Below are 24,706 nucleotides of genomic sequence, written 5' to 3'. Positions count from 1 at the left end.
ATATTTTGTTGGTAAAAGATAGCTATCTTTTTGTCTTACGCTTATTTAACGTCTGAAGCATAAAAAAAGTTGGTAATAAATGAAAAATTTTCTTTATCGACAAAAAAAGTCCACCCCAGAGGTGATATTCTATAGCTTTGAAGCATAATATACATCACCTTAGGGGTGGATTTAAATTTTTTACCATTTATTTTTGGGGACAAATATATAAGATTAGCTCATCTTTCACTTAATAATTTTTAGGTATATCATTGGGTCCTCTTTTTTCTATTACAAAATCAGAAATTACTGGGTATTCTTCTATTAAACCTTTCTTTTTATCTTCTGCTTTTTCTTTACTAGTGAAATAATCTACTTCTATTAAAAATTCTTCATCTTCATCTTTTAACATCCTTCTAGTATCGAGCGAAAATAGCTGTTCCTCTAATATTCCAATCTTTTCACCATAGGGATATGATTCACTTCTAATCGAATATATAGATTCTTCTTTACTTTCTGGTTTTTCTTCTAAAGTGACAACTAACTGTCCTGGTTCTTTATATTCTGTCACTTGATATGAGAAAGGCTTATCCATAGTAATTGAAAACCTTACCATAGAATCGTCTAGTGTCATTAATCTATATATATCCTGTATCATATTTCCGTCCTTCATCTTTTCAAATTCATCCTCAGCTGAAAATTCTCTAACACCTGAAATTTTAAAATTTAAAGTGTATGGGTATTCACTGTAATCAATTTCATAGTGGCTTGCAAACTCCTCTTCTTTTATGTCCTGAGAAAAATTTATTACTATGTGCTCTTTGTTATCCTTTTCGACCAATGAAATAAACTCTACGTCACTTCCATCAGTAATTTTACCACCTTCCTGATGTTCTTCACTAAAATGTAGTATCCTCACTAACTGTCCTGCTATCGGAATATCGTGCATAGCATTTGCAAAAGTAGGCATTGTATTAATACTAACTGTAAAAATCAACAAAAGAGAAGCGGCAACACTTAGACTTATTTTTTTAATTTTATTTTTAAAATTTTTTCTGGCTTTTTCTTGCATTCCTTTTTCAACTCCTTTCATTATATAATCATCAATCTCTTCAGGGATGTCAATGCTTTTGTGATAATCTTTTTTAAAGTTCTGAAGCTTATGCTTAACCTTCACTATTATAACCTCCTTCCAAATTATCTTTAATTTTCTTTAAACCTCTATAAAAGTTTGTTTTAACAGTATTTAATGGATAACCTAATATTTCTGATATTTCCTTGAACTTGAGATCTTCAAAACTTTTTAATATTATAATTTCTTTGTTTTTTTGCTCTAAATTATCCAAAGCATTATTTAAGTCCATCATCTCAACTATCTCATCTTTATTATATCGACTATCTCTTACTTCCTTGTTCGCCTCCATGTAGACGTACTTATTATTTGATTTAATATAATTTACTGCAGTGTTGATAGTTATTTTAACAAGCCAAGTATCGAAGTACTCTGGCTGCTTTAGTTTATCTATTGAAATGTACACCTTATATGTTACTTCCTGGACTACATCTAGAGCATCTTCTTTGTTTTTCACATATGAAAATGCTATCCGATACATTTTTTCCTTTCTCGACTGTATCAGGTTTACAAAACTATCTTCATCTCCTTTAACTGCTTTTTGAACTTGTATTTCAGTTGTCAATTTTGTTTGAACCCCCTTTGCTGCTATCAATTTATTTCATCCATTAGACAAGATAATACAACAAAAAGTTTCATTTATAAGAAATATTTTACCAAGCTGGTTTAATTTCCTAATGTATTTGCTTTTCAAAAATAACTTTCTAAGTGTTACACAAGAATAAAAGTGGAAAAAACCAACTCCCAAAACCCCCATTCCCAAGGTGTCCCAAAATTTTCCTTAATAATAAAAGTGGTAAAAACTAAGTAAAATTCTTCCTATTTATTCTAATATCTCCCATATTTCTTCAAGATTATTCCAGAAAATTTCCAGCTATCCTTAAATTTATAATAAAAAAAGCGGTAAAAAACAGGTCAAATTTTAGGAGGTTTTACTAAATTTTGGGTTGGGCTGCTTAATCATTTTTTGGGTAGAATATAGAGGATTTTTGAGGAAGATTTTAGGAAAGTTTTAATGAATTTGTGGGATATGTGTGAGTATTTTATGTGGAGTTTGGATGATCTTAAATGGTCTTAATTAGTCCTTAAAGGGTCTCTTATGTTCTGAAAAGAGTGGTGAATAAGAGGTGATCGCCTTAAAATTTTGAGGGTAATACGACTCATAATTTGAGGACAATTCGAAGAATATGAAGGATCTGGGTGAGTCTAAAAAGCTGATGTGTCAGGTGGTAAGAGAATTTTTAAGACATACTAATTATTAACTCAAGACCCCATCAGAACATGAAAATAATAATTACCACTTATCCTCAAGCTCACTTTAATAATGCTTATTTATTAACACATTTATCAACACACTCATACACAAAAAATCCACCCCCAGTAGTGACATTTCATGATCACCGAAGATCAACTTCACTACTTATCCGTCACCTAAAGGGGGTGGATTTACACTCTTGTGTCCTAGTTTTTTCCTTGCAGATTATTCCAGAATTTTTTACCGCTTTTTTTATTCTTTTACCACTTTTTTTATTTTTTTACCGCTTTTTTTCTTGGGTTACAACAACTGTAATATTAAAAGAAAGATTGAACAGAAAGTCCTTTTTTTAATTCCTCCCCCAAGCCTAATTTAACTATTTTTTAAAAGAATGTTTGAACATTTTAAGCCAGCTATATTATAAATTAAAAGAAAGTTTGATGTTAGTATAGTTTCATGGACACATTTTAGTTAAGTCTATAAAATAGAAGTATGAAAGGATGTGTCTATGAAAATGAGTCGTAAAAAATACAGTGAAGACTTTAAAAAAACAATAGTTGATTTATATCACTCAGGTAGTTCTGTAAAAGATCTGTCTAGCGAGTATGGCGTAACTGAAGTTACTGTTTACAAATGGATTAAGCAATTAACCCCAGTTCAATCAGGTGAAGAAGAAGTAACACCTAAAGATATAAATGAAATGCAAAAAGAAATGCAACGTATTAAACAGGAGAGTGAAATCTTTAAAAAGGCTATGGCCATATTCGCGAAAAAGTAGACACTCAAGAACTAACTGAATTTATAAAAGAACACAAAGAAGACTATCCCATTGCTATCATGTGTAAAGTTTTGAAGCTTCCTAAAAGTACTTACTATCAAATTGAAAATCATATTGAATCAAATCGTGATCGCGAAAATAATTCCTCTATAGTTTACGATTTTTAATTCTTTTATTAAATTTAATATATGATTTCTATAGGTCAGGAACTTACTATTTAAGAACTAATTGTTTTATATCTTTAATAATTCGAATAAAAGCAAAGAAAATGATATATAATTCTAATCGACCAAGTAACATACCAAATATCTGCGTCCACAAAATAAATAAAGGGGCATCTGGTGAAGTAAGCCCTACAGATAGACCTACAGTTCCTAAAGTTGATGCAAATTCAAACATAGAATCTTCTAGTTGAAAACCATGAGCCAAAAAAATCAGCACTCCTAATATATAAGTTGCTAAATATAATAACAAAAAGTTAGCAAATTGGGTAATATGCCTTTGATAAACATAGAACTTTTCTCCAGGTTTCAAAATGTAATTTTCTCTAACAATATTTTTGGGTAAAAAATGCTCCTGAATGTGCCAAACCACAGATTTAAATAATACATAAATTCTAATTAACTTAACACCACCAGCAGTAGAACCAGCACCGCCGCCAAAAATCATCAAAACAATAATTACGAAAACAGCAAAACTCCCCCAGCTATCATAATCAACACCAGTAGAGTAACCCGTTGTGGTTATACTTGAAATTAATTCAAAAGTACCAAATCTTAAACTTTCGGCAAAATTTCCATATAAAGGAAATAAAGCGACAAAAATCACCACAGGAATCGTAATTCCCATAAGTATAAACATAAACTTGATTTCACCTATTTTAAAAAACTCTTTTATTTTCCCACGAAGAAAAACATGATGTGCGGCAAAATTAGTTGTTCCTAATATCATTAAAATAATAGTTACCAATTCTATTGCCAGACTATCAAAAGCTCCTATACTTTCAGGGCGACTAGAAAAACCTCCCGTTGATAATGCCGAGAAAGAGTGGATTATGGAGTCAAACCAAGGCATTCCGACAATCATATAAAGAATGATACCACTGAACGTATACCCAAGATAAATTATTATTATTAACTTAATAGATTTAAAAACATTAGGTAATAATTTGTCTGATCTGCCTTCAGCAGAGTAAAGCCCCATCCCACCGCTCGGGCCTATAATAGCTGCCAATAATGTAACAGCTATTCCTGCTCCACCCAAGTACTGCATCAAACTTCTCCAAAATATTAATGTATTCGCAATTTCGGACTCATCAACAACTGATAGGCCAGTGGTAGTCCAACCACTTACTGACTCGAACAGTGCTTGGGTAAAGTTCAATTCTCCCGAAAGTAAGAACGGAAAAGCAGATATAAAAGTAACCATCAACCAAGATAGAACTACAATTACTCCACCTTCATGTAAAGTTAAATGACTGTCATTATTCCCTTTGCGAATAGGAGTACTCATTATAAATCCCAAAAGTGCCGAAAAAACTGCAGGAATTAGAAAACTTCTTACTAGGATTGACTCCTCCCCGAAAATAAAAAGGAAAATCAAAGGTAATAGTAAAGCTATACTTAAACCAAGTAAGATTACTCCTATATATCCTATTATATAATTATATTTTCTAATCAGTATTTCTTTGTATTTCATACTAATCAAGCCTTCCTCTTATTGTTTGTAATACTTTTGATTGTACTTCTGGCAAGGATAGTATTAAGAGCTTATCCCCTACTTCAATCGCAGTATCTCCACTAGGAACAATTGATTCACTATTTCGAATAATACATCCTATGATAGATTGCCTAGGCAAAGGTATATCTTGAAGTTTTTGACCTGTTACAGGAAAATTGGAGCTGATTTTAACTTCCATTACCGTTACTTTTCCTTCTTCAAGGGAAAATATATTAGAGATATCTTCAACAGAAATTTTTTGTTTGATTAATGAGGTAATAATATCAGCAGTACTGATAACCGTGTCTACACCAAGCTTTTTAAAAATTTCGATATTATCTGGATCGTTAACAATTGCAAATGTTTTATCTACTTCGTAAACTTTATTTGCTAACTGACATATTACTAAGTTATCTGGATCTTTTGGGGTAACAGCCATTACTAAGTCGGCAGTTAAAACTTCTGCATCTTCTAATATATTGGGTTTTGTACCATCACCGTATACAATATTTACATCAAACCTTTTGGCTAGATCTCGACAGTATTCTTTCTCATTATTTATCAAGGTTAACTCATGCCCTTGAGAAATAAATGTTTTAGCAAGATAGTGTACTTTATTTCCTCCACCAACTAAAATAATCTTCATCTCTAAACCCTCCAGGTATATTTAGTAAACCTTCTCTATTTGCTCAATATTAAATCAGTAAATGCCTTAGAAACTAGATCATAGGAACTAATAGTTTTTATATCTAATTCTTCATACGTTCTTTTCCTAGCAGGGTCATATAGCCTTGCTATAACATTTGGTATTTCATATATTGATTTAGCAATTTCTGCTACCATTATATTTGTATTATCATCATTTGTAACTGCCACCAAAACATCAGCTTGATCTGCCTTGGCATTCATAAGAGTCTCTTTTTCGATGACATTAGCTTCCATGGTAAAGCCACTAAACTCTTCTGACAAATTATTAAAAGCTTTTTCTTTCCAATCAATTACAACAACGCTTTTATTTGATATAGAAAGGTTATTGGCCAAAGATGATCCTAAACGACCACAACCAACTATAATGATGTAGTCATTACTGTTCTTCATTTTTATCCTCTCCTTGTTCTTCCTCTCCTTTTTCTTCCTCATTCCCAAATGTTATACCGTCTTTAGTGTATTTAAACCTTGTTACACGTTCGAGATTAGTATTTGCTGGTTTATAAGAAGGGTCTAAAGCTAAAGCCGCACGATAATGTTTTCTTGCTTTGCCAAGCTCACCATTGTATTCAGCGAGGACACCTAATAAATTATTAGGCTCTGGTTTATCGTAATCTTTTTCTAAAGCTTTCGTTAGATGTTTCTCTGCTTCTGTATAATTACTTTCAATAATACATTTTTTTGCAAACTCGACATGATCTTTATAAGTTTGCAAGTTTTCTTCACTTAAATTTGGCCTTGAGAGAACATCATTAACTAAAGCACGTATTTGATTTGGTGAAAAAGGCTTATTAATAAAGTCAATTGCTCCAAGCTTCATAGCATTGACGGCTCTTTCTACAGTTCCATAAGCCGTCATCATTATGACTTTGACATCCCTTCCTTCGTCCCGAACTTTTTCTAATACTTGTAACCCATTTAAACCTGGTAATTTCAAGTCGAGTAAAACTAAATCATAATCTTGAGTTCTTAATTTTTCCAAAGCCTCTTCACCATTCAATGCAATCTCTAATTCATAGCCCTCATAAGATAAACAGTTTTTCAGAGTCATTCTAATATTCTTTTCATCATCAACAATTAATAGCTTTTTATTCATGGCTATTCTCCTCCTTTAAATATTTCTTGATAACTTCATATAACTTCGTATGGGTAAAAGGCTTAATAAGGTAATCATCCCCACCCATCGCTAACGCTTTTTCAATTTCTGTTTCATTTGATTTAGCTGTTATGAAAATAATTGGAATGTGTTTCGTCTCTTCATTTTCCTTCAAAGCTTCACATACTAAATAACCATTCATTTTAGGCAATATAATATCTAATAAAATCACATCCGGCTTTTCTTCTTGTGCTAAAGAAACTCCGTCAACTCCATTTGTGGCTACTAGAACCTCAAAACCTTGTTTTTGCAGATATAGCTTTAAAGGGATAACTATATTTTTTTCATCTTCAATAACTAATATTTTTGGCATATAAAGCCTCCCCTCTCGCAATTTACAAATATCATTTAATTACATATTTAAAGTGAAATAGAATGTACTACCTTCACCAAGTTCACTGTCAACCCACATATCACCGCCATGAGCTCTTACAATTTCCCGACTGATTGCAAGACCTAGTCCAGCTCCACCTTGGGTCGACTCTCCTCCATTTACTTGTAAAAACTTATCAAAAATTATTTTTTGATATTCTTCTGAAATACCTGAGCCATTATCAGTTACTGAAGTGACAATTTTATTAGCAGTTTGTTTGGTTTCAATGTTTATAACCCCAGTACCATCTGTTGGAGTATATCTCAAGGCATTGCCTACCAAGTTAGAAACAACCCAACCAATTTTAGTGTGGTCAGCTCTTACTTTAGGTAGGTTATCCGATACATTAATTTTGATCTGTATATTTTTTTCTTCTGCTTGAATGCGCAATGGTTTTACGGCATGTTGTATGATATTTTTAATATCGTAATAATCAAAATCCATTTGCATTTTTCCTGACTCTATCCTAGATAAATCTAGCAATTCATTGACTAAACGGTTCAAACGCTCACTGTCTTCCTGTATTACCTGCAAGAGTTCTTTTTGATCATCATTTATGTCACCAGGAATTTTATCAAGTAGTAAACCTATAGACATATTAATTGATGTCAAAGGTGTTCTAAACTCATGAGACACAGTTGAAACAAACTGAGATTTTAATTCGTCAACTTTCTTTAGTTTGGTAATATCTTGTATTAAAGTTATTACACCCATAGTTTTACTATCTTTGGCTTTTATTGGGTTCACAATTATCCTATAGTAGTTTGTATCTCCATCTTTTATCATAGAAATATCTGTATAGCTTTTATAGTATAATTGTGACTCATCTTTACTTTTCTTGATTAAATCAAAGATTTCTTGATTGTTTAATGCTTCTAAGAAGTGTGTATCTATAACTTCTTTTTCTCTAATGTCAAATACATCTTCTGCTGCTTTATTTACAAGTATAATTTTATTATCTTCGTTCGTAACAATTATTCCATCACCGATGCTTTGGACTATTGCTTCCGCCTTTTGTTTTTCTCTTTTTAGTTTAGATACATTCATTTTAGTATACTCATTAAGTTGTTTTGCCATGGTGTTAAAAGAATCTGCTAACTTTACTATTTCATCGTTGCCCTGAATATCCAATTGTTGTTGGTAGTCTCCTTGAGAAACTTTCTCCATTTTCTTTGTCAAATCTCGTATTGGACGTGTAATTTTACCACTTATATAAAGTGCTAGCACTGTTCCAGTTACAACAGTTAATATTGAAATTATTGCAGTTGTTTTAGTTGCATTACTCGCCCTTGTTTCAGCTTGACCTTGTAATTCTAACATTTTATTTTGATTTAGCTCTAAAAGTCTTCTAGTAAAGTCTTTTGCGTCTTCAAACTTTGGGAATACTTGATCATAATAATGTTGTCTTGCTGCATCAGTTCCCTCTTCAACTTGGATGTTCTGTAATTTATTAAATTCTAGGGCAAATTCAGCGTAACTATTATCAATATTTTCTATAATTTCAGGTTCATCAACTTCAGTAATATTATCATCAGCTAGTGTAAACCATTTCATAAACTCTCGTTCATGTTCCCTAAAAGTTTGAGATATATCTTCATCTTCCTCGAAAAGATAGGTTAAAATTGCACTGTCTTGTCTTTCTAATGCTACAATCATATTTTGAGCAGCATCCACACTTCTATAATTTGCCTGCATTATAGCTTCAATTGAATCATCTAACATTTGAAAGTTATTCACTGCCCACGAGGAGTTAATAGCTAATACTATCAGCAACAAAGCTATAACACCTAAAATTTTTATTCTAATACTTCTTAACATAATGACACCTTCTTTTTGTATGAGTTATTAATAATTCCATTAAAAAACCATAGGGGTAACTCCCTATGGTTTTTATAACATAGTAAGCCCCTTCAAACGCTTACGAGGTTAGCTGTCGGATTCGGGCCGAAGAGTAGCCCTACCTAAAATATAGGATTCACCCCAAGCAACTTACTGTGTACTACAACAAGTTGCAAAGTTGGTTCCCCCGCTCCTTTACAATGGGATTAAGCGTATTTATTTAATTTAAATTTGATTAAGAACTATAATACCATTCAATTAGATTATTGACAAGAGTTCTGTACTAACTTTCCATAGCTATACTTACCAAATTCAAGCAACATTTATTGGTGTTCTTTAACTAAACTGTTAAAAATCTTCTATCTTCTTTTTTTTTTAATAGCTATTAAAAAAACGGTTATAAACTCATAGCAGTGGCCAGAAAGAATTAGCCTAGTTTGCAACGATAGTACCATAAACCAAGATATGGCTATTAACTAGATCTTAATTTATCTAATCAAGTATCCCTCCAGTTATATGTAGATTATTATCAGATAAAAGAAAAAATCCTCTTCTCCTTTTTATGAATATCCGTCCTTGTATGCTTAAATCTGTGTTCTCTAATTCCATAAGTTGTTTTAATTTTATTTATAACCTCTGCTGACCAAGAGCCTGAGTTCTTAACAAGACCTTTAAGCACAACGTGGCATATTTTATTCCAGTTAGCTGTTTTTTCTGACACCAACATTAATGTTGTTAAAGCTCGATCCTCTCTTTCGATCTCTATAAGGACTGCCTCTGTCCCGTTACTTAAAGTTATTTTACCAAGCAAATATCTTCTTTCTTTTTTACCATCTTTTAAATCACAAAATGATCCGTAACTCCAATGATCTTTTAACTTTCCGACAAGTCTTTGAACGCTTACAACATTACCCCTTTCGTTAATTAAATCTAATACTTGGTTAATTTCATCAAAATCATTGATATTTAAGAACTGAAAGTTATTTAGAAACTCCAACTGCGGTACAACTTCTTTACCGCCTAAATCCGAAGTTGTCCTGGAATTACTATCTTCTTTATATAGTTTAGCTGTTTCAACTGTCTCTATTGGCTTTTTACTCTTTTTTGGAATTTTGTTTCTAGTAATTTTTACATAATTGGTGTATTCGGATTTTGAGATATTTTCGTCGACAATATCTTGATCTTTATAACTTCCATCTTTACTAGCATCCAAAACCTTATCATCCCCGCTTATTTTAATAGTTTTATGATATTGATCTCTGGTTTCATTTGAAGGGGAATTCTTATATAGCTTTGGATGACTAACCTCAATTTTTTGAGTTTTTATTTTCTTACCTCTAAAAGATTTAATTTGCTTCACAAAAATTTTATTACCAACCTGTTCTGCCATCACTTGCATATTTAAAGATGTGAATCCAAAATCAAATAAGAAACCTTGTCCATTACTAACATTATTATATAATTCAGCTATCATATTAAAGATATTTGAGTTAGTCATTATCCAAGCCAGATGATTGATTTTTTCATTTAGCTTTACGTAGGATACATTAATACTCGGATCAAACTGAACTTGTAAAACCTCAGAACTCATAGAGCTAACAAAAGAAGTATCTAGTGCATCCAGTTGTGTTACTTGATTCATCCAAAAGGTATCAGGCAATAGTACAGCGCGCACAAGCTCTATTATTGGAATAACAATGAAATGATCCTTATAGGGAATTCCAAATGTATAGTAATCAAATTCTTTATTATATTTATCCTTGTTTAGAAATGGGGTGATTTTTCTATTTTTAATTACTGAATTAGGTATGGAAATATCCATTTCAATGGCTGATTCAAATCCTATGAACTCACCATCTTTGTATGTACCCCCGAGGTGAAGTCTCAATAGTCTTGCTATATCTAATCTTACTCTTTTAGTTTTATGGGAATAAAATAAAGCATCGATATACCACCTATTCTCCTTTTTATACGGTTTACTAATTCTCATGAGCCGCGCTTTCACATTCTTAGCAAAGGGCCAATCCTTAGTTCTTATTCTTGGTTTACTCACTTCTAATGGCCCCCTTTATACTATCAATAATCCTTTCTAATTCTGGTTTGAGCTTCTTAAAATCTTCTTTATTTAAACCTGCTTCTCTTTGCATTTCCCAAAGTCTAACAGGCAAACCTTCTTTAATTTTATTTTCAATAATATTTGTACATCTACGTATCTGAAAGGCTTGTTTGGTTTCAGATATTGACTCTAAATATGCAGTAGATAAAGGCAATTTGTTGGAATTATTTTGAATCAAACTTAATGTGCCTGTTTCTCTTCCAAGTCTTGTTTTAGTAATTCTTATTGGTTCGTCCAAGTTAAGGAGCTTAGAATATGCCTTTTTATAAGCTTCTAATAATTTTTCATCTCTTTCTTGCCAATTCACTCTATTATTAGGTATAGCCACCGGTTTTTTGGCAGGAGGCATAGTAGCAAACAACCAATCTCTGTCATGACGGTAAAGATATGTATATTCTTTACTAAACTGAGTGCGTATCTCTGTCCTAGAAAGTTTTTTACTACAGACACAATTTTCAATTAACCCTTTATACTTTTCAAGCAAATTTCTACCGTAACTTTTAGTTTTCTTCATTATATCGTTACTTTTAGAGGTACTACGACCCTCAGAAAAAAGCTTTTGCTTGTATTTTTTTACTGTCCCTGAAGCGCAATTGAGCTCTTTAGCTATAGCATTCTGGCTTAAACTTCCCTGCTCTAATAAATATCTTAATCGTCCTTCCCAAATAGGACCAAAATTTTTAATCCGACCAATTCTGTATTTATCACTATTTGATTTATCCGGCCCTCTTCTAGAATAAGTGAAACCACAAGAACATTCAAAAGTACCTACAGGTTTTCTAGTTTTATAATCAGCTGCTACTGTAACTTCGTTAATTACATTTTTCTTGTAATGGTTTGAAGCAGTGTTAAGGCAAGGCCAGGGGCCACCCCCAAAAGGTTTGTTTTCAACTTTAATATCATCAAAAAATCTCTCTATGTGACCGTCTGTTAGGAAAGTGATTAATAAAATATGCCTCAAAGGAGGAACTGTTCTTTTAACATTTCTAGTGGCTACACGAAGCCAGTTATACTCGTCATTTTCATCCGGTAAAGACTGAAGAACATTTAAAAAGTGCTCACCAAAGTACCCCACAAGGCTGTTATGTAAATCCTTCTGCCTCACTCTCAAGTTTGTGTTAGCTAAATCTCTATCAAATAATAAGCTCTTGTATCTTTTTAAAATGGTATCCTTGTTAGCTTCAGACAGATCATTATTCAAAAGAAAGTATGCAGCCTTGGATACAAGCTTATGCTTACTGTGTAAATCAGTATCTTCAGCTCTATTACAATCTTTAAGCATAAGATCGTCATTTAATTTTATATATTCAATCCTACTCGTATTAGTTTTATCAAATGGATACCTTAACAAAAAACAATCATGATGAGGACACAACCAAATACCTTGGAGTTGATGTTCACGATGTATATAAACTTCACCAAACTCTTTTAAATCATTACCTGCACAGTCAGGACAATACCAGATCCCTTCTTTACCAGATATGCTTCCTGCTATAATTCCAATTTTGTTGAATATACCGACTGCATCAGAAGTGCAAATATTATTTATTATCTCCTGTTTTCTTTGTTCGGGAAGGAATGGACTATAATATGGGAATACTGTATGTTTCTTAATTAATTCCATAGCGTTATAATGAGTACCAATTTTCTGGCAAAGTACATTAAGGTTACTTCCTAGTTCAAAATTTGGTATAACAGAATCTTTTCCAAATAATTCTCGTAAAGTATCCTTTAAATCAATATTTCCAGACAAAAAATGATATCTAGCAAAAGCAGAATAAAGTAGTTCATCTTTATAGGGGTCAGTAAAAAAAGTAAGCATACTGTTAATCCACCCTCAGAAATTCATCTAGTGGATCTTTTATTAACTTTTCCCTCTTAAAAGCATCATAGGGATGTTGGCTTTTATCTATTGCACTATCATATAATGAGATCAAAGTGACATTATCAGGATTGATATTCTTTCTTCGAGGTTTTTTCTTAACCTTTCTTTTTTCTTTCTGTAAAAGCTCCATTACTAGCTCTTTTAAATCCTCATATTCAGTAGCGACATCTGAGCTTTCTACAACCTTGTTAATTATTTTTTTCATCACTTCTTGTTTAATATCATTAAAAAAACCTGAAGCACTGAACTCAAAAAACAGTTTCTCATTTATACTTTCCCGGGTAGATTCTATCTTATCTTTTTTCTGACGTATAGCCGCTTGTACACTTTCAGTCATAGCAATATCTTTATGATAGTTGCTTAGAATTTTCTCCTCATCTATTGTAATATCATCAAATTTCGCTATCTCAAATGGGTCTCCAGACCGTAACGCTTCAATCATTGGTCTTATTAATTGCAAATCTTCTTTATAAGTCTTCTTAATAATATCAGTTGTTAGTGACTTTTTGCCCTCACTTATTGCCCTGTTTTGGGAAAACATTAGTAACATCACTGCAACAGCTATTACACCCTGACATAATTCATAAAAAGTATCATTTAATTCATCCGTAAGAGGACCCTGGTTTTCTAACACATTAAATTCCCATAAAGATTCTATAAAAATTTCCCAGTCGGGACTATCTTTTTTGAGATTTGCAATTTCTATATACCCGTCAGATTGTACTCTTCTAGCAAGTCGGAAATTATCCTGAAACAAGTTTCTCGCACGATTTGTACCGATAATCAGTATTGGAACAGAAATCACATTAGTTAACGTAACAAAATAGTCTAACATCTCCATAGGATCATTCTTTTTTGCTCTATAAATATTTTGAATCTCATCAATCACTAATAACCCTACATTATAGTTGGCTAACAAAGTAGTTAGGTACATGACCATCGTTGAAGTAGATCTTGTAAAGTATCCATACTTTTCCATCCACCTGGTTCCTAATAACTTATCGATCTCCTGAAATATATTTCTACATAAAGTCATAAAGCTACCATCATAAGGACTATCAATTTTAAGCCAAACTATTTGTGTAGTTGTTATCTTCTGCCCTTTATATTCAGTGTGCTTGATTATCTGTGGGTACTGTTCCAATATTCTGTTAACAGCAGTAGTTTTACCCATGCCAGATACTCCATTAATAAAAAGGCATTCAGCTGTAGAACTATAAGAACGATAATGGCTTTCAACTTCATCGGGAGTTATTTCTTCCTCTTTTTTTAGAGTATGTAACAATTTAATGCGCTTCTTGTATTCAGGTGTTAAGGGATTTCTTGATAAGTAAGACTGTCTTATTAATACTGAAATTTTCGACTCTAGGTTAATGTGAATAGGTAGAGGTTGAATAAAACGCTTAACTCTTTTTATTACATGAGTTTTTAATAACGGCGACAAATTTCTTTCATGATCATCAATTGAAGGTAAACTATATAACATATCTATAACTTCTTCATCGGTTTCAAGAATAGGTGGTAGTGCTTCAATTAGTGGGTTCCCCGCATAATCTTTTATCTTCTGAGGCGTATAATGTGCTGTTTTATACTCAAAAACATCAACTGTCCTATTTTTTTCTACGCTCATCCCTACGCCTCCTTATTAAGTCATAAACTTCACTATTACCTGATTTTGACCCTTCACTGCCATTATTTGGTTCTTTTAATTCCTCTTCTATAGAAACAATTTCTGCTGGGTCCTCGTTTTCTTCTCTTTGTATCAATGTCTCTTCCTTCTTTTGAATGGCCTTTTCTTCAGATCTATTTTTATTAATGTCTTTTAACCTCTTCGATTTTGAAGTTGAAATATTTGATTCCTCATTTGTTTTTTTAGTTGCTTTTTTAGCAATTGTATTAATCTCTTGATTCAGCGTGATCCTATTTTTTAATCGTTCATCATCAGCAGATTTTTTTAGTGTTGAAGCTTTTTTGTTAATTTCAATAACTTCTTCTAAAGATAGGCCAGCAAAGCCTCTACTTTGATCAAGCAAGTTCAATAAAATAGGTTTTGAATCATTTCTAATCATGTATATATTATCAATTTTTCTTGGGTCATAAACTATATCCACCTTTGTATCTGTTAGCTTCATATGATTATAGTTCTCTAGTAGCTCTGAAGCGCCATATTTCAGTTTATGAAAGGTTACTGTCCCTCTTGAAAAAGTAGCTTTAGCCCGTGGTAAAATGCCAAGGCGAAAATCTAATCGATCAACCTTCCTTAAACAACCTTTCTGGTTTTCTATTCCCCAATTCCACAGTTCTAAGGGAATAGGTCGGACATTATCTTTTACCATTTCAGGAGAAAGTTGATAGTGTTCAATAGGACTCCAATTATGATCTATTACCGACAATAAAATTATTCTCCTAATTTCTTTTAAAGTTAACTTTGCATCTAATCGGTAGTCAGGGTCTCCTCTTTTTCTAGTGTCCTTCATGACTGCCCCAGGAAGAAATCCTTTAATTTTTTCATTAATAGTCCTAAACAAACGCTCTACAATAGGCTTTAAATCAGCCCTGTATGGAGAAGTATTTTCAACTGCTACTTTAAAATTGTTTATAAGGTTTTCAACTCCATGCCCTAACATTTCTCCTCTATCAGCAATAATGGCTTCAGGTAGATGAGAGCTAGGCCATAGTTCTTCATCCAGTGGCACTCCATAATCAGCACACAATTCAGATTTATTGGCTACCATTGAGTCCAATGACATCATTGCACCATTCCAGGAGTTTGTTTCTAAACCGACATATATACCAGTAATCATTCTGCTGAATACATCAACTATAGCATAAATAGTTGCTCTCCCTACAACTTTACTCCTATCTGTCTCACTAACAATATATATATCTGAAGGTGTTGCATCAATTTGAAATCTAAAACCCGGGCCTGGTGCCTCCTGTTTCGTGGTTCCTGTTATTGGTCTTTTAGTAAGTTCGTAATCCTTTTGTCCCTCTCGCTTTACAAAATCAACACCAGGATTTTCAGCCTTTTTAAACCAGTAATAAAACTGCTCGTATGTAGGGACATTTGACGGATCCCGCAGAATTCTTTTAGTTTCTCCTTGTTCTTTAATTGTTACCGAATAAAAATCCTCTAGCATTTGTGAATACACTTCACGCAAAGATTTCTTTTGTTTTGTCCTATAGTATTTATTAATTGAAACCTCAAACTGTTTTTTGACTTTATCATCCACATTTATCCCTAAAGAAAATTCCTTATTTGTTATATTTCTCGGCCTACCAGTCTTTTTTATAAAGTTCTTTTCTCTCCCTGGTGCGCCAGAATTTTTATAATCGGGTAAACATGCATTTGGAGTCATCCCTCTCTGCCAAAATTGGCTAAACATACGCCTGACTCTCATCAACGAAATATTATGTAACTGCGAAATTTCCTTAAACTTTTTCATACGTGTGGACTTATTTAATAATTTTTCTTTCTGGGGCTCCCAGTATTGTTCAATAATAGCCCATCTTTCTTCTCTTTTATTTATTTGGGTTTCAGTTAGATTATCCTCTTCAATCAAAACAGAGTACGGGTCAGTTATCTCTATCAAGTTATCTGAATCAATCTCTTCTTTAACTACTGATACCTCTTCAATAATTGGTACTGATAACTCCTTTTCAATATAAACATATGCACATAATTCCTCTTCTGTAGATACATAAATAATGCGAATTCTTTCATTCTTATCTACAAACTGATAAACCGCATTAACAAATATCATGATACGTCCTCCCCCAAAACCTTGCTCTTATTAGTTAAGTCAACTCTTAGATGAGGCCTGTCCAAATTTAACGGTTCAAAAAGATCTACTTTTATATATTTCCTAGCTATAAGATGCTTAAATAAGGTTATCCCGACTCCCTTACCTAACTGAAAGTCTCTTTCAAAAACAGTACTCACCTCTCTAACAGTTTTATCAGTATCAATGAGTCTTTGAATAAAAGTCACAATGAGGCTTTTCACTTCTTCTTCACCAATAATTTGATAAAATTCTAAACTATCAAAACTGTAATAATGCATAACATCTGCAATATTTAGAGCTAATGTTTTGTCGATTTCTTTTTCCGTAACTATACCCCAGTCAATATTAAGAACGTCCCAATATCTCTTTTCAATTTCAAATTTTTCTATAGTTCTTTTATCCAACAAATCGTCTTTTCTTTTTATAGTACGAACCAAATCTTTTGCTTTTTTATCTTCTTTAATTGTTATATTAAAATCTGATGTAATATGGACAGGATCCTTAGTTTTAGGGTGAATTGGATGCTTTACACCAAGTTCATCGGCAATAAGTAATGTTCTTTCTAGCTGTAGAGGAAACTGCTCCCTAATATCAATTACATGGTCGGAGAATTCAAGAATATGGTAGTAGTTTCTTTCTAGGTCGGAAAGAAATTCATGTTGTCGATTGGTTTTTATGCCAAGAATGCGTGAGGATCTCCCAAGGGAGGGGACGTTCCGAATAGCAATAAATGGTTTATATTTTTCTCTACGAGGTATTTCATGGTATGTATCAACTTTATTTGGATACCTTACACGGTTTGACAAAAAAATCACCTCTTTAGAACTATTATATCCTAAAGAGGTGATATCTGTACAATCTTTCTTTTAAAATGTTCTAATTTTCTTTTTGGTGTTCAGACTTTCTTTTAAATGTTCAAACTTAGTTTTAATGCAACAACAACGCCAACACTACTACTTAGTTTTATTCTACTGTCACACTTTTAGCCAGGTTTCTTGGTTTATCTACATCTGTACCTCGAGCAACTGCAGCATAATAAGACAACAACTGCAATGGTACAACGCTAATAATTGGGCTAAATAGAGGATCGATTTCCGGTATTCTTAAAACATGATTCACTTCATTTTCAATTTCACGGTCATTTTCAAAAGCTACGGCAATGCAATTTCCTCCTCGAGCTTTGACTTCCTGAAGATTGGATAGCATTTTATCATAAACGTGAGGCTGGGTAACTAAAGATATTACTGGAACATCATCCACAATTAAAGCAAGAGTTCCGTGCTTTAATTCCCCTGCAGCATATGCTTCAGCATGAATATAAGAAATTTCTTTTAGTTTAAGGGCACCTTCTTCTGCCACTGCCCAGTCCAGTGCTCTTCCAATGAAAAAGACATTTTCTTGTTTAGAAATGCTCCTTGCAGTTTCTTCAATCTGCTGTTCCTCTTTGAAGATCGCTTCTATATACTGGGATAAGTTAGATAGAGCTTGAACAAGTTTTTTCTGGCGTTCTTCTTCTATGGTTGCTTTGGCCTGGGCAAAATAAATACTTAATAAAGAAAAGACCACTAGCTGAGTTACATAAGCTTTTGTTGAAGCCACAGCAATTTCAGGACCGGCCCAAGTATAAATTACTTCGTCAGCTTCTCTAGAGACTGAGCTTCCCACTACATTAGTAATGGCTAATACTTTGGCTCCTCGTTTCTGAGACTCCCTTAGAGCCGCCAGGGTATCGGCAGTTTCTCCCGATTGACTGATAACAATTACTAAATCGTCATTTTTAATTAAAGGATCACGGTATCTAAACTCCGAGGCTATATCCACCTCTACAGGTATATTTGCCAGGCTTTCTATCATAGTTTTACCTACCAAGCCAGCATGATAGGCTGTGCCACAAGCTACTATTTTAACACTATTTAGCTGACTGATCTTATCGTAATTTAAGTATTTAAGTTCTTCAAAATTAACTTGACCATCTTTGATACGGCCCCTGATAGTTTCTCTGACAGCTTTGGGTTGTTCATGAATTTCTTTCAACATAAAGTGGTCATAACCACCTTTTTCGGCTTCTTCTGCATCCCAATTTATCTGTAAAGGTTCTTTTTCAATTTCTTTTTTATCACTATTGTATAGAGTTATATTATCTTTTTCTACCAGGGCTACTTCTCCATCATCTAAGATTAGAGCTTCCCTTGTATAGTCCAAAATTGCTGGTATATCAGAAGCTACTACATTTTCTCCCTCACCTTGCCCCACGATCAAAGGGCTATCCTTTCTAGCACAGATAATTTTACCAGGTTCATTTTTGTGCATAATAGCTAGAGCATAAGAACCTTCCAATCTCTCGATCACCTTAAAGACACATTCAAGCAGATCATCCTGATAATATTCTTCCAGTAGGTGGGCAATCACTTCTGTATCTGTCTGGGATGTGAACTTGTGTCCCTTATTTTGTAGCTCTGCCTTCAAATGTTGAAAGTTCTCAATTATCCCATTGTGAACAACTGCTATATTTCCAAAACAATCACTGTGGGGATGGGAATTGTCTTCTGATGGTTTTCCATGAGTAGCCCACCGTGTGTGACCAATCCCTTCAGTAGATGTAAATTGAGTATCTATTCGTTCTTCAAGGTCCGTTAGACGACCTTTAGTTTTAATGGTCTTGAGGTCATCTTTTTCCACAATTGCCACACCAGCGGAATCATAACCTCTATATTCAAGTTTCTTTAACCCTTTGATAAGTTCATCTATTGCAAGTTTATCACCAATATATCCAACAATACCACACATATATCTGTTCCCTCCATTTCTACCGTTAATAAGCTATATTCAATTATTAAGTTTTCATCACCCGGCACTTTTTGTCCCGGGAATCGCTTCCCGGTTTTATTATGTGCCTTTAACGGTGGTGATGGCACCGGGAGGCATCCGCCGATTACTCGATTAACCTCCACCTCGTCAACACTTTTCTCTTTATATCGAATATGGCAAGAGAAAAGTGCCCTGGCGCTTTTAAGTCAGTAAAGAACATTAAAAATAAAAACTTTTGTTGTTTTTACTGACCCAAGTTTACTGAACAGAATTTTTCATAGACATCACCTCCTTAAAGTTACTATAGTTCTGTTAAGTTATATGATATTTGAATCAGTCTCCGTCCCGGAGTTAAGATAGTTTTAGACAGAAATCAAAACCCTCCGGGAGAAAGGAGACTGATCCATGACTAAAGTTGTATGCCCTAGATGCAATAATAACTGCTCTGACAAGTTTTATAGGTTTGGTTTTGATAATCATGGTCATCAAAAGTATCAATGTCAAGAATGTTTTAGTCAGTTTGCACCTAAGACACTTTCTAAAGGCGGGGATAAAAGAGGTCCTAATAAACCTCGTAAATATCCCTCTTGCCCTAAATGCGGTAAAGCTACATTTTTACATCACGACTATGAATTTTATTCTAATTTGAGGTGTTGGGACAAAAGCTGTAATCATTCTTTCTATGTCCCTAAACCTCAAAGTATTCCTGAACCTTCGCAACTTGATATTGACGGCAAAGTAGACTTCTCTAACATGAGACATTCTCTTCATACTGTTATTCGAGCTCTTTACCTGTACTTTATCAATGGTAGCTCTACTAGAGGTGTCTCACAGTTCCTTATTGATTGTGAAGGAATTAAAGTATCTCATGTTACTATTGCTGACTGGACTAAAAAGTTTGCTCCTCTGTTTCTTTATATCTCTAGATATCTAAAGCCAATAGATCTTGACTCTTCTGATGAGTGGCATGTCGACGAAACTGTAATTAAAATTAAAGGCAAAAGATTCTACGCCTGGACTGTTATTGATGCTGAAACTAGATTTGTGCTTGCATTTCATCTATCTCCTTACAGAGATAGCCAGGCTGCTTTTAAAGTGCTGAACTATGCTAAGAAACATTTTGGACAGCCTCATAGTATCGTTACAGATAGATACTGGGCTTACAATGCTCCAATTAAAGTTCTGTTTCCAAACTCTAATCACATCAGAGTCGAGTCTTTTCAAGATGATATCTCTAATAACTTAATTGAATCTTTTTTTCAGATTTTCAAAAGCTGGGTTAAGCAACGCAGAGGATTTGCTTCTTTCCAGTCAGCCAACAAGTTGATTGCGGTATTTGTGTTTGCTTTTAACTTTGTTAGGACAAGCAATGTTTTGAATCAGTCTACTCCTGCTCAAGTTGCTGGGATTAATTACTCTAATCGTAATAGGACTTTTTGGCTTTTACATAGTAATAATGCCGCTTGACTGCCAAATCTTTTGAAATCTTGCGAGCAAATGAGCTTATTTTTCATAACAACTTAACAGACTCGTTACTATTTCCTCTATTCAGCTGCTTTTTTAATCACCTGAGTTAAGTGATTAGCCACCTCATGTAAAGTCTCTCTGTTTTCACCTTCAACCATGACTCTAATCACTGGTTCTGTTCCTGAAGGACGAATTAGTACTCGGCCTTTACTGCCTAGTTGCTTTTCCACTTTAGATTTTTCTTCTTGAACTTTCTGTGAATTAATAGCAGAATCCTTGTTTGAAACTTTTACATTTACTAGTAATTGAGGAAGTTCTTCCATTATTGAAGCCAATTGCTTTAAAGATTGACCAGTGTCAATTAAGACCTTCATCAATTTCAGGCCAGTCAAGACACCATCACCGGTTGTGTTATCTTGGAGATTAATTATATGTCCTGATTGTTCTCCACCTAAAACACAGTCCTGCTCCCTCATTCGGTTAAGGACATTGCGGTCACCAACCTTGGTCTCTTCCAATGCTATACCTAATTCTTTTAAAGCTAATTTTAAGCCAAGATTACTCATAACAGTGGCAATTAATTTATCATTCTTTAATTCTCCACGACTTTTCATATCTTTGGCAAGAATAGCCATGATTTTGTCACCATTGACCTGGTTCCCCTCTTCATCTAGGGCAATAATTCTATCACCGTCACCATCGAAGGAGAACCCTAAATCTGCTCCTTCTTCCACTACTGTTCGAGAAGTCAGTTCTGGATTAGTAGAGCCACATTCCACATTGATTTTTTCTCCTCTATTTTCTGCATGTAAAGGTATTATCTCGGCACCAAGTTTTTTAAATAGACGTGGTGCTATCTGATAAGTGGCTCCGTAAGCACAATCCAGGACAATTTTATAATTACTCAAATCCAGTGGATATTTGTCAATTAATTCTTGGATATAATTTTCAATTAGTTTGTTGTTTTCGGGTAAAACTTTTCCTATATCAGTACCTGTAGGTCGTGATAATTCCTTTTCTAAATAATTTTCAATCTGCTCTTCGTGACTTTCAGCGAGCTTATATCCCTTATTATCAAAAAACTTAACTCCGTTATCAGGAACAGGGTTATGAGAAGCCGAAATCATAGCACCTCCGGCTACATCTTCTCTACTAGCTAAAAATGCAACTGCAGGAGTTGTAACTATCCCAAGGCGCTCTACTTTTAAACCTACTGAAGCTAAACCTGCTGAAAGGGCAGCTTCCAACATAGTGCCTGATAATCTAGTGTCTCTTCCAACCAAGACAGTGTCTCCGTATGATTTTAAATATTCCCCTGCTGCTCTACCAATTTTTAAGCAAAGCTCTGGGGTTAAGTCTTCATTAGCTACTCCTCTTACTCCATCTGTACCAAACAATTTTGGCATCAGTTTCACTCCCTTTCGTAGTAAATCAGTTCTCACAAGTTAAAAATCAGTTAAAACCCATAGATTTTTTGTACCAAAAAATATTTGTCATTATATTTTATTCTTCACCCTTAATTAGGTTGACTTTTAACGGATCTACTTTTACTAGTCTTAAATTATCGTTTTGTAACTGCACTTCTACATCCAATTCTTCTACTAGTTCCTCAACTGCCTCTGATTCCTCAACTGTCTCTAGATCCTCTTCTGGCACATCGTCCATTGTTAAATAGACTTCAATATCATTTTTATCTAGAGCGGTCATATCTTCTGGTTCACCAGCCACAGAAACTGTAATAATTTCGGGCTCAATTTCCCATTGGCTATTTGCTAGTTCATTCGCTAATTCCTCTGGTAAATCAACAGGGATTTCAAAGCTTTCCTCTTGTGTTTGTGAAATTTGTCCCTCTACTATCACATTTTGATCTGAAATTTCCTTTATACCTTCGGGACGTTCCAGTGAAGCTACCACTGTTTCTTCCTCTAGGAAACGATCTAAACCAATCGTCTCTGTTTTAATATATTCAAGTTCATTAATAACACTTTCCCATCCACCAACTTCAACTTGTTCTGGAGAAATTTCCACTGATTCCAAATAGAATTCCGGTAAATTATCCTCAATATCGACTTCTACAGGGACTTCTTTTTCAGGATAGTTCATGGGGATTTTAACTTCCACCATACCTGGACTAACTTCTAGTTCTTCCATGATTTCACCGTTTTCATCATAAATATCAACTACAATGCCCTTTTCCAAGTAGTCTACAGTTCCTGTAATATCAACTCGTGCCACAACCCTTTCAACCTGTTCAATATATGTTTTGGCTCCAGAAATAGTTACAGTTGAAGGATTAATTTCAGGCTCCAGTGCTTGCAACCCTTCATCAGGTGTTCCAATGACATCATGGTCGACTGCAAAGGTTTCCTCTATTCGTTCATCAAGAGTAATTTCAACTTCCGATGGTTGAATATCAGTTACATCAAATTGAGGCACACTGGAAGATACCGGGACTCGGTGCGTACCCGCTTCCAAACCCTCCAAATCAACATAAAACACCAGTTCATCTTTTTCAACTCGGTTCAACATGGTGCGAGTACCTCTCAATGACGCTGATACTGTCTGGGGATCACCTACTAAGATCAAATCAGGATCCTGATTGCGAACTGAAGGCTGGATACCATCATATCTTCTACTAATTTCCCTGGTGGCCATATCATCGGCATCGGTGCTTACAAACATCCATAACAATAAAGCTAGAGCAATTGATAATAACTTCAAAAGCCCGTTCTGTGAAAATAATTGTTTCAATTTCCTAACCTCCATTGCCAAAAGCTCTTAGATTGGTGTTCATGACCTCCCCACAACTTGATCAATAAACTTTCCAGTTCGTCTTCATCTAAATAACGCGTTAATTTTCCACCTTCCGCCAGGGAAATAGCGCCCGTTTCTTCACTTATGATCAAACTAATGGCATCAGAATTCTCTGTGATACCTATAGCTGCTCTATGTCGGGTTCCTAACTCTTTACTTAAGTCTGGTTTTTCTGTTAAAGGCAAATAACAACCAGCGGCTTTTACATGATTTTCTCTAAGCACCAGGGCACCATCGTGCAAAGGACTTAATGGCATAAAGACATTGATTATAAGCTCTGCACTGATTTTGCCATTTATTTGTATACCTGTTTCTGTAATATCTGAAAGTCCTGTTTTTCTTTCAATCACTATTAAAGCTCCAATTTTTCGGGTCTGTAATACTTTAGCAGCTTTTTTAAGTTCTTTGATAGCCTGAGTTCTGTCTTCATCTCCTGAAAACAAACCGTCTCCAAAGAACTTTCCTCGTCCTAATTGTTCTAAAGCTCTTCTCAATTCAGGCTGAAATACGATAGGTATGGCAACAATACCTACTGTCATGGCTTGTTCTAATAAAAAATTGATGGTAGTAAGTTGCATTCGATCACTGAGAACCATAGCTATTAATAATACAAATAGACCTTTTAACAGTTGAATAGCCCTAGTTCCTCTGATTAATAGAGTTAATCTATAAAATAAGAAAGCAACTAGGGAAATATCAAAAATATCTATAAAGGTAATTTGAGCAAATAAATTTGTAAGCCCCTCCCACATGAGATAGCCACTCCATTCTTTCCGGTGATATGCACATTCTACTTGATTACGCTTTGATTCTAAAATACAAGATTTTTATCCTAAATCTATCTGTTTTACATAATTACTCACAAAGTATTCGACATATTCCTTAAAAAACC

General features: G+C 34.0%; 19 protein-coding genes and 1 riboswitch. Of the genes, 2 read left to right on the top strand and 17 right to left on the bottom strand.

Going from position 1 to position 24,706, the window contains the following annotated elements; translation table 11 throughout:
* Nucleotides 1-229: 229 nt before the first annotated feature.
* Complete coding sequence (locus NTHER_RS01420) at nt 230-1,156, bottom strand: hypothetical protein (RefSeq protein ID WP_012446745.1); 927 nt, start codon at nt 1,154-1,156, stop codon at nt 230-232.
* Complete coding sequence (locus tag NTHER_RS01415) at nt 1,146-1,676, bottom strand: sigma-70 family RNA polymerase sigma factor (RefSeq protein ID WP_041366802.1); 531 nt, start codon at nt 1,674-1,676, stop codon at nt 1,146-1,148. The genes NTHER_RS01420 and NTHER_RS01415 overlap by 11 nt, the downstream gene beginning before the upstream one ends.
* Nucleotides 1,677-2,880: 1,204 nt before the next feature.
* Here NTHER_RS01415 and NTHER_RS01410 point away from each other — a divergent pair.
* The gene (locus NTHER_RS01410) at nt 2,881-3,144 is read left to right on the top strand and encodes an IS3 family transposase (protein WP_041367283.1); all 264 of its coding nucleotides are present in this window, start codon (nt 2,881-2,883) and stop codon (nt 3,142-3,144) included.
* A 213-nt stretch (nt 3,145-3,357) separates the two neighbouring features.
* Here NTHER_RS01410 and NTHER_RS01405 read toward each other — a convergent pair whose 3' ends face one another.
* The 12 genes from NTHER_RS01405 to glmS form a co-directional block, all read right to left on the bottom strand.
* Nucleotides 3,358-4,842: a TrkH family potassium uptake protein gene (locus NTHER_RS01405; RefSeq protein ID WP_041367282.1), complete on the bottom strand. Its 1,485-nt coding sequence runs from the start codon at nt 4,840-4,842 to the stop codon at nt 3,358-3,360.
* A gap of 1 nt (nt 4,843) precedes the next feature.
* Nucleotides 4,844-5,509, bottom strand: a complete 666-nt coding sequence (locus tag NTHER_RS01400) for a potassium channel family protein (RefSeq protein WP_012446741.1) — start codon at nt 5,507-5,509, stop codon at nt 4,844-4,846.
* Nucleotides 5,510-5,544: 35 nt separating this feature from the next.
* On the bottom strand, nt 5,545-5,961 hold the full coding sequence (locus NTHER_RS01395; RefSeq protein WP_012446740.1) for a potassium channel family protein: 417 nt from the start codon (nt 5,959-5,961) through the stop codon (nt 5,545-5,547).
* Nucleotides 5,948-6,667, bottom strand: coding sequence for a response regulator (locus NTHER_RS01390; RefSeq protein ID WP_012446739.1), 720 nt, complete (start codon nt 6,665-6,667; stop codon nt 5,948-5,950). Before NTHER_RS01390 ends, NTHER_RS01395 begins: the two co-directional genes overlap by 14 nt.
* Nucleotides 6,660-7,040: a response regulator transcription factor gene (locus tag NTHER_RS01385; RefSeq protein ID WP_012446738.1), complete on the bottom strand. Its 381-nt coding sequence runs from the start codon at nt 7,038-7,040 to the stop codon at nt 6,660-6,662. Before NTHER_RS01385 ends, NTHER_RS01390 begins: the two co-directional genes overlap by 8 nt.
* Nucleotides 7,041-7,079: 39 nt before the next feature.
* Entirely contained in the window at nt 7,080-8,918 is a 1,839-nt protein-coding gene (locus NTHER_RS01380; RefSeq protein ID WP_012446737.1) for an ATP-binding protein, read from the bottom strand.
* Between the two features lie 82 nt (nt 8,919-9,000).
* A riboswitch (cyclic di-AMP (ydaO/yuaA leader) is annotated at nt 9,001-9,162 on the bottom strand.
* A 306-nt stretch (nt 9,163-9,468) separates the two neighbouring features.
* Nucleotides 9,469-10,992, bottom strand: a complete 1,524-nt coding sequence (locus NTHER_RS01375; protein WP_012446736.1) for a Tn7-like element transposition protein TnsE — start codon at nt 10,990-10,992, stop codon at nt 9,469-9,471.
* On the bottom strand, nt 10,985-12,877 hold the full coding sequence (locus tag NTHER_RS01370) for a TnsD family Tn7-like transposition protein (RefSeq protein WP_012446735.1): 1,893 nt from the start codon (nt 12,875-12,877) through the stop codon (nt 10,985-10,987). Before NTHER_RS01370 ends, NTHER_RS01375 begins: the two co-directional genes overlap by 8 nt.
* Nucleotides 12,878-12,881: 4 nt before the next feature.
* Nucleotides 12,882-14,570, bottom strand: coding sequence for an ATP-binding protein (locus NTHER_RS01365; protein ID WP_012446734.1), 1,689 nt, complete (start codon nt 14,568-14,570; stop codon nt 12,882-12,884).
* Complete coding sequence (locus NTHER_RS01360) at nt 14,551-16,704, bottom strand: Mu transposase C-terminal domain-containing protein (protein ID WP_012446733.1); 2,154 nt, start codon at nt 16,702-16,704, stop codon at nt 14,551-14,553. The genes NTHER_RS01365 and NTHER_RS01360 overlap by 20 nt, the downstream gene beginning before the upstream one ends.
* Nucleotides 16,701-17,540 carry a TnsA endonuclease N-terminal domain-containing protein gene (locus NTHER_RS01355; RefSeq protein WP_414628110.1) on the bottom strand — a complete coding sequence of 280 codons (840 nt, stop codon included), beginning with the start codon at nt 17,538-17,540 and terminating at the stop codon, nt 16,701-16,703. The genes NTHER_RS01360 and NTHER_RS01355 overlap by 4 nt, the downstream gene beginning before the upstream one ends.
* 148 nt (nt 17,541-17,688) lie before the next feature.
* Nucleotides 17,689-19,512, bottom strand: coding sequence for a glutamine--fructose-6-phosphate transaminase (isomerizing) (gene glmS / locus NTHER_RS01350; protein WP_012446731.1), 1,824 nt, complete (start codon nt 19,510-19,512; stop codon nt 17,689-17,691).
* 426 nt (nt 19,513-19,938) lie between these two features.
* Here glmS and NTHER_RS01345 point away from each other — a divergent pair, with 426 nt between their 5' ends.
* On the top strand, nt 19,939-21,000 hold the full coding sequence (locus NTHER_RS01345; RefSeq protein WP_012446527.1) for an IS6 family transposase: 1,062 nt from the start codon (nt 19,939-19,941) through the stop codon (nt 20,998-21,000).
* A 77-nt stretch (nt 21,001-21,077) separates the two neighbouring features.
* Here the strand turns inward: NTHER_RS01345 and glmM are convergent, their stop codons facing one another.
* The 3 genes from glmM to cdaA form a co-directional block, all read right to left on the bottom strand.
* Nucleotides 21,078-22,406: a phosphoglucosamine mutase gene (gene glmM / locus NTHER_RS01340; RefSeq protein WP_012446730.1), complete on the bottom strand. Its 1,329-nt coding sequence runs from the start codon at nt 22,404-22,406 to the stop codon at nt 21,078-21,080.
* 97 nt (nt 22,407-22,503) lie between these two features.
* The gene (locus NTHER_RS01335; RefSeq protein WP_012446729.1) at nt 22,504-23,751 is read right to left on the bottom strand and encodes a CdaR family protein; all 1,248 of its coding nucleotides are present in this window, start codon (nt 23,749-23,751) and stop codon (nt 22,504-22,506) included.
* Nucleotides 23,748-24,566, bottom strand: a complete 819-nt coding sequence (gene cdaA, locus NTHER_RS01330) for a diadenylate cyclase CdaA (protein WP_012446728.1) — start codon at nt 24,564-24,566, stop codon at nt 23,748-23,750. The genes NTHER_RS01335 and cdaA overlap by 4 nt, the downstream gene beginning before the upstream one ends.
* Nucleotides 24,567-24,706 lie beyond the last annotated feature (140 nt).

It is taken from the genome of Natranaerobius thermophilus JW/NM-WN-LF (genome assembly GCF_000020005.1).
GTDB classification, from domain to species: domain Bacteria; phylum Bacillota; class Natranaerobiia; order Natranaerobiales; family Natranaerobiaceae; genus Natranaerobius; species Natranaerobius thermophilus.
The sequence above is the reverse complement of the archived record's forward strand: the minus strand, read 5'-3'. Positions and strand labels throughout refer to the sequence as shown.

Coding starts and splice junctions, on each gene's coding strand:
- NTHER_RS01370 (WP_012446735.1), bottom strand. CDS start 12,877: ATGCTTACTTTTTTTACTGACCCCTATAAAGATGAACTACTTTATTCT.
- cdaA (WP_012446728.1), bottom strand. CDS start 24,566: ATGTGGGAGGGGCTTACAAATTTATTTGCTCAAATTACCTTTATAGAT.
- NTHER_RS01410 (WP_041367283.1), top strand. CDS start 2,881: ATGAGTCGTAAAAAATACAGTGAAGACTTTAAAAAAACAATAGTTGAT.
- NTHER_RS01385 (WP_012446738.1), bottom strand. CDS start 7,040: ATGCCAAAAATATTAGTTATTGAAGATGAAAAAAATATAGTTATCCCT.
- glmS (WP_012446731.1), bottom strand. CDS start 19,512: ATGTGTGGTATTGTTGGATATATTGGTGATAAACTTGCAATAGATGAA.
- NTHER_RS01390 (WP_012446739.1), bottom strand. CDS start 6,667: ATGAATAAAAAGCTATTAATTGTTGATGATGAAAAGAATATTAGAATG.
- NTHER_RS01405 (WP_041367282.1), bottom strand. CDS start 4,842: ATGAAATACAAAGAAATACTGATTAGAAAATATAATTATATAATAGGA.
- NTHER_RS01395 (WP_012446740.1), bottom strand. CDS start 5,961: ATGAAGAACAGTAATGACTACATCATTATAGTTGGTTGTGGTCGTTTA.
- NTHER_RS01345 (WP_012446527.1), top strand. CDS start 19,939: ATGACTAAAGTTGTATGCCCTAGATGCAATAATAACTGCTCTGACAAG.
- glmM (WP_012446730.1), bottom strand. CDS start 22,406: ATGCCAAAATTGTTTGGTACAGATGGAGTAAGAGGAGTAGCTAATGAA.
- NTHER_RS01380 (WP_012446737.1), bottom strand. CDS start 8,918: ATGTTAAGAAGTATTAGAATAAAAATTTTAGGTGTTATAGCTTTGTTG.
- NTHER_RS01365 (WP_012446734.1), bottom strand. CDS start 14,570: ATGAGCGTAGAAAAAAATAGGACAGTTGATGTTTTTGAGTATAAAACA.
- NTHER_RS01400 (WP_012446741.1), bottom strand. CDS start 5,509: ATGAAGATTATTTTAGTTGGTGGAGGAAATAAAGTACACTATCTTGCT.
- NTHER_RS01360 (WP_012446733.1), bottom strand. CDS start 16,704: ATGATATTTGTTAATGCGGTTTATCAGTTTGTAGATAAGAATGAAAGA.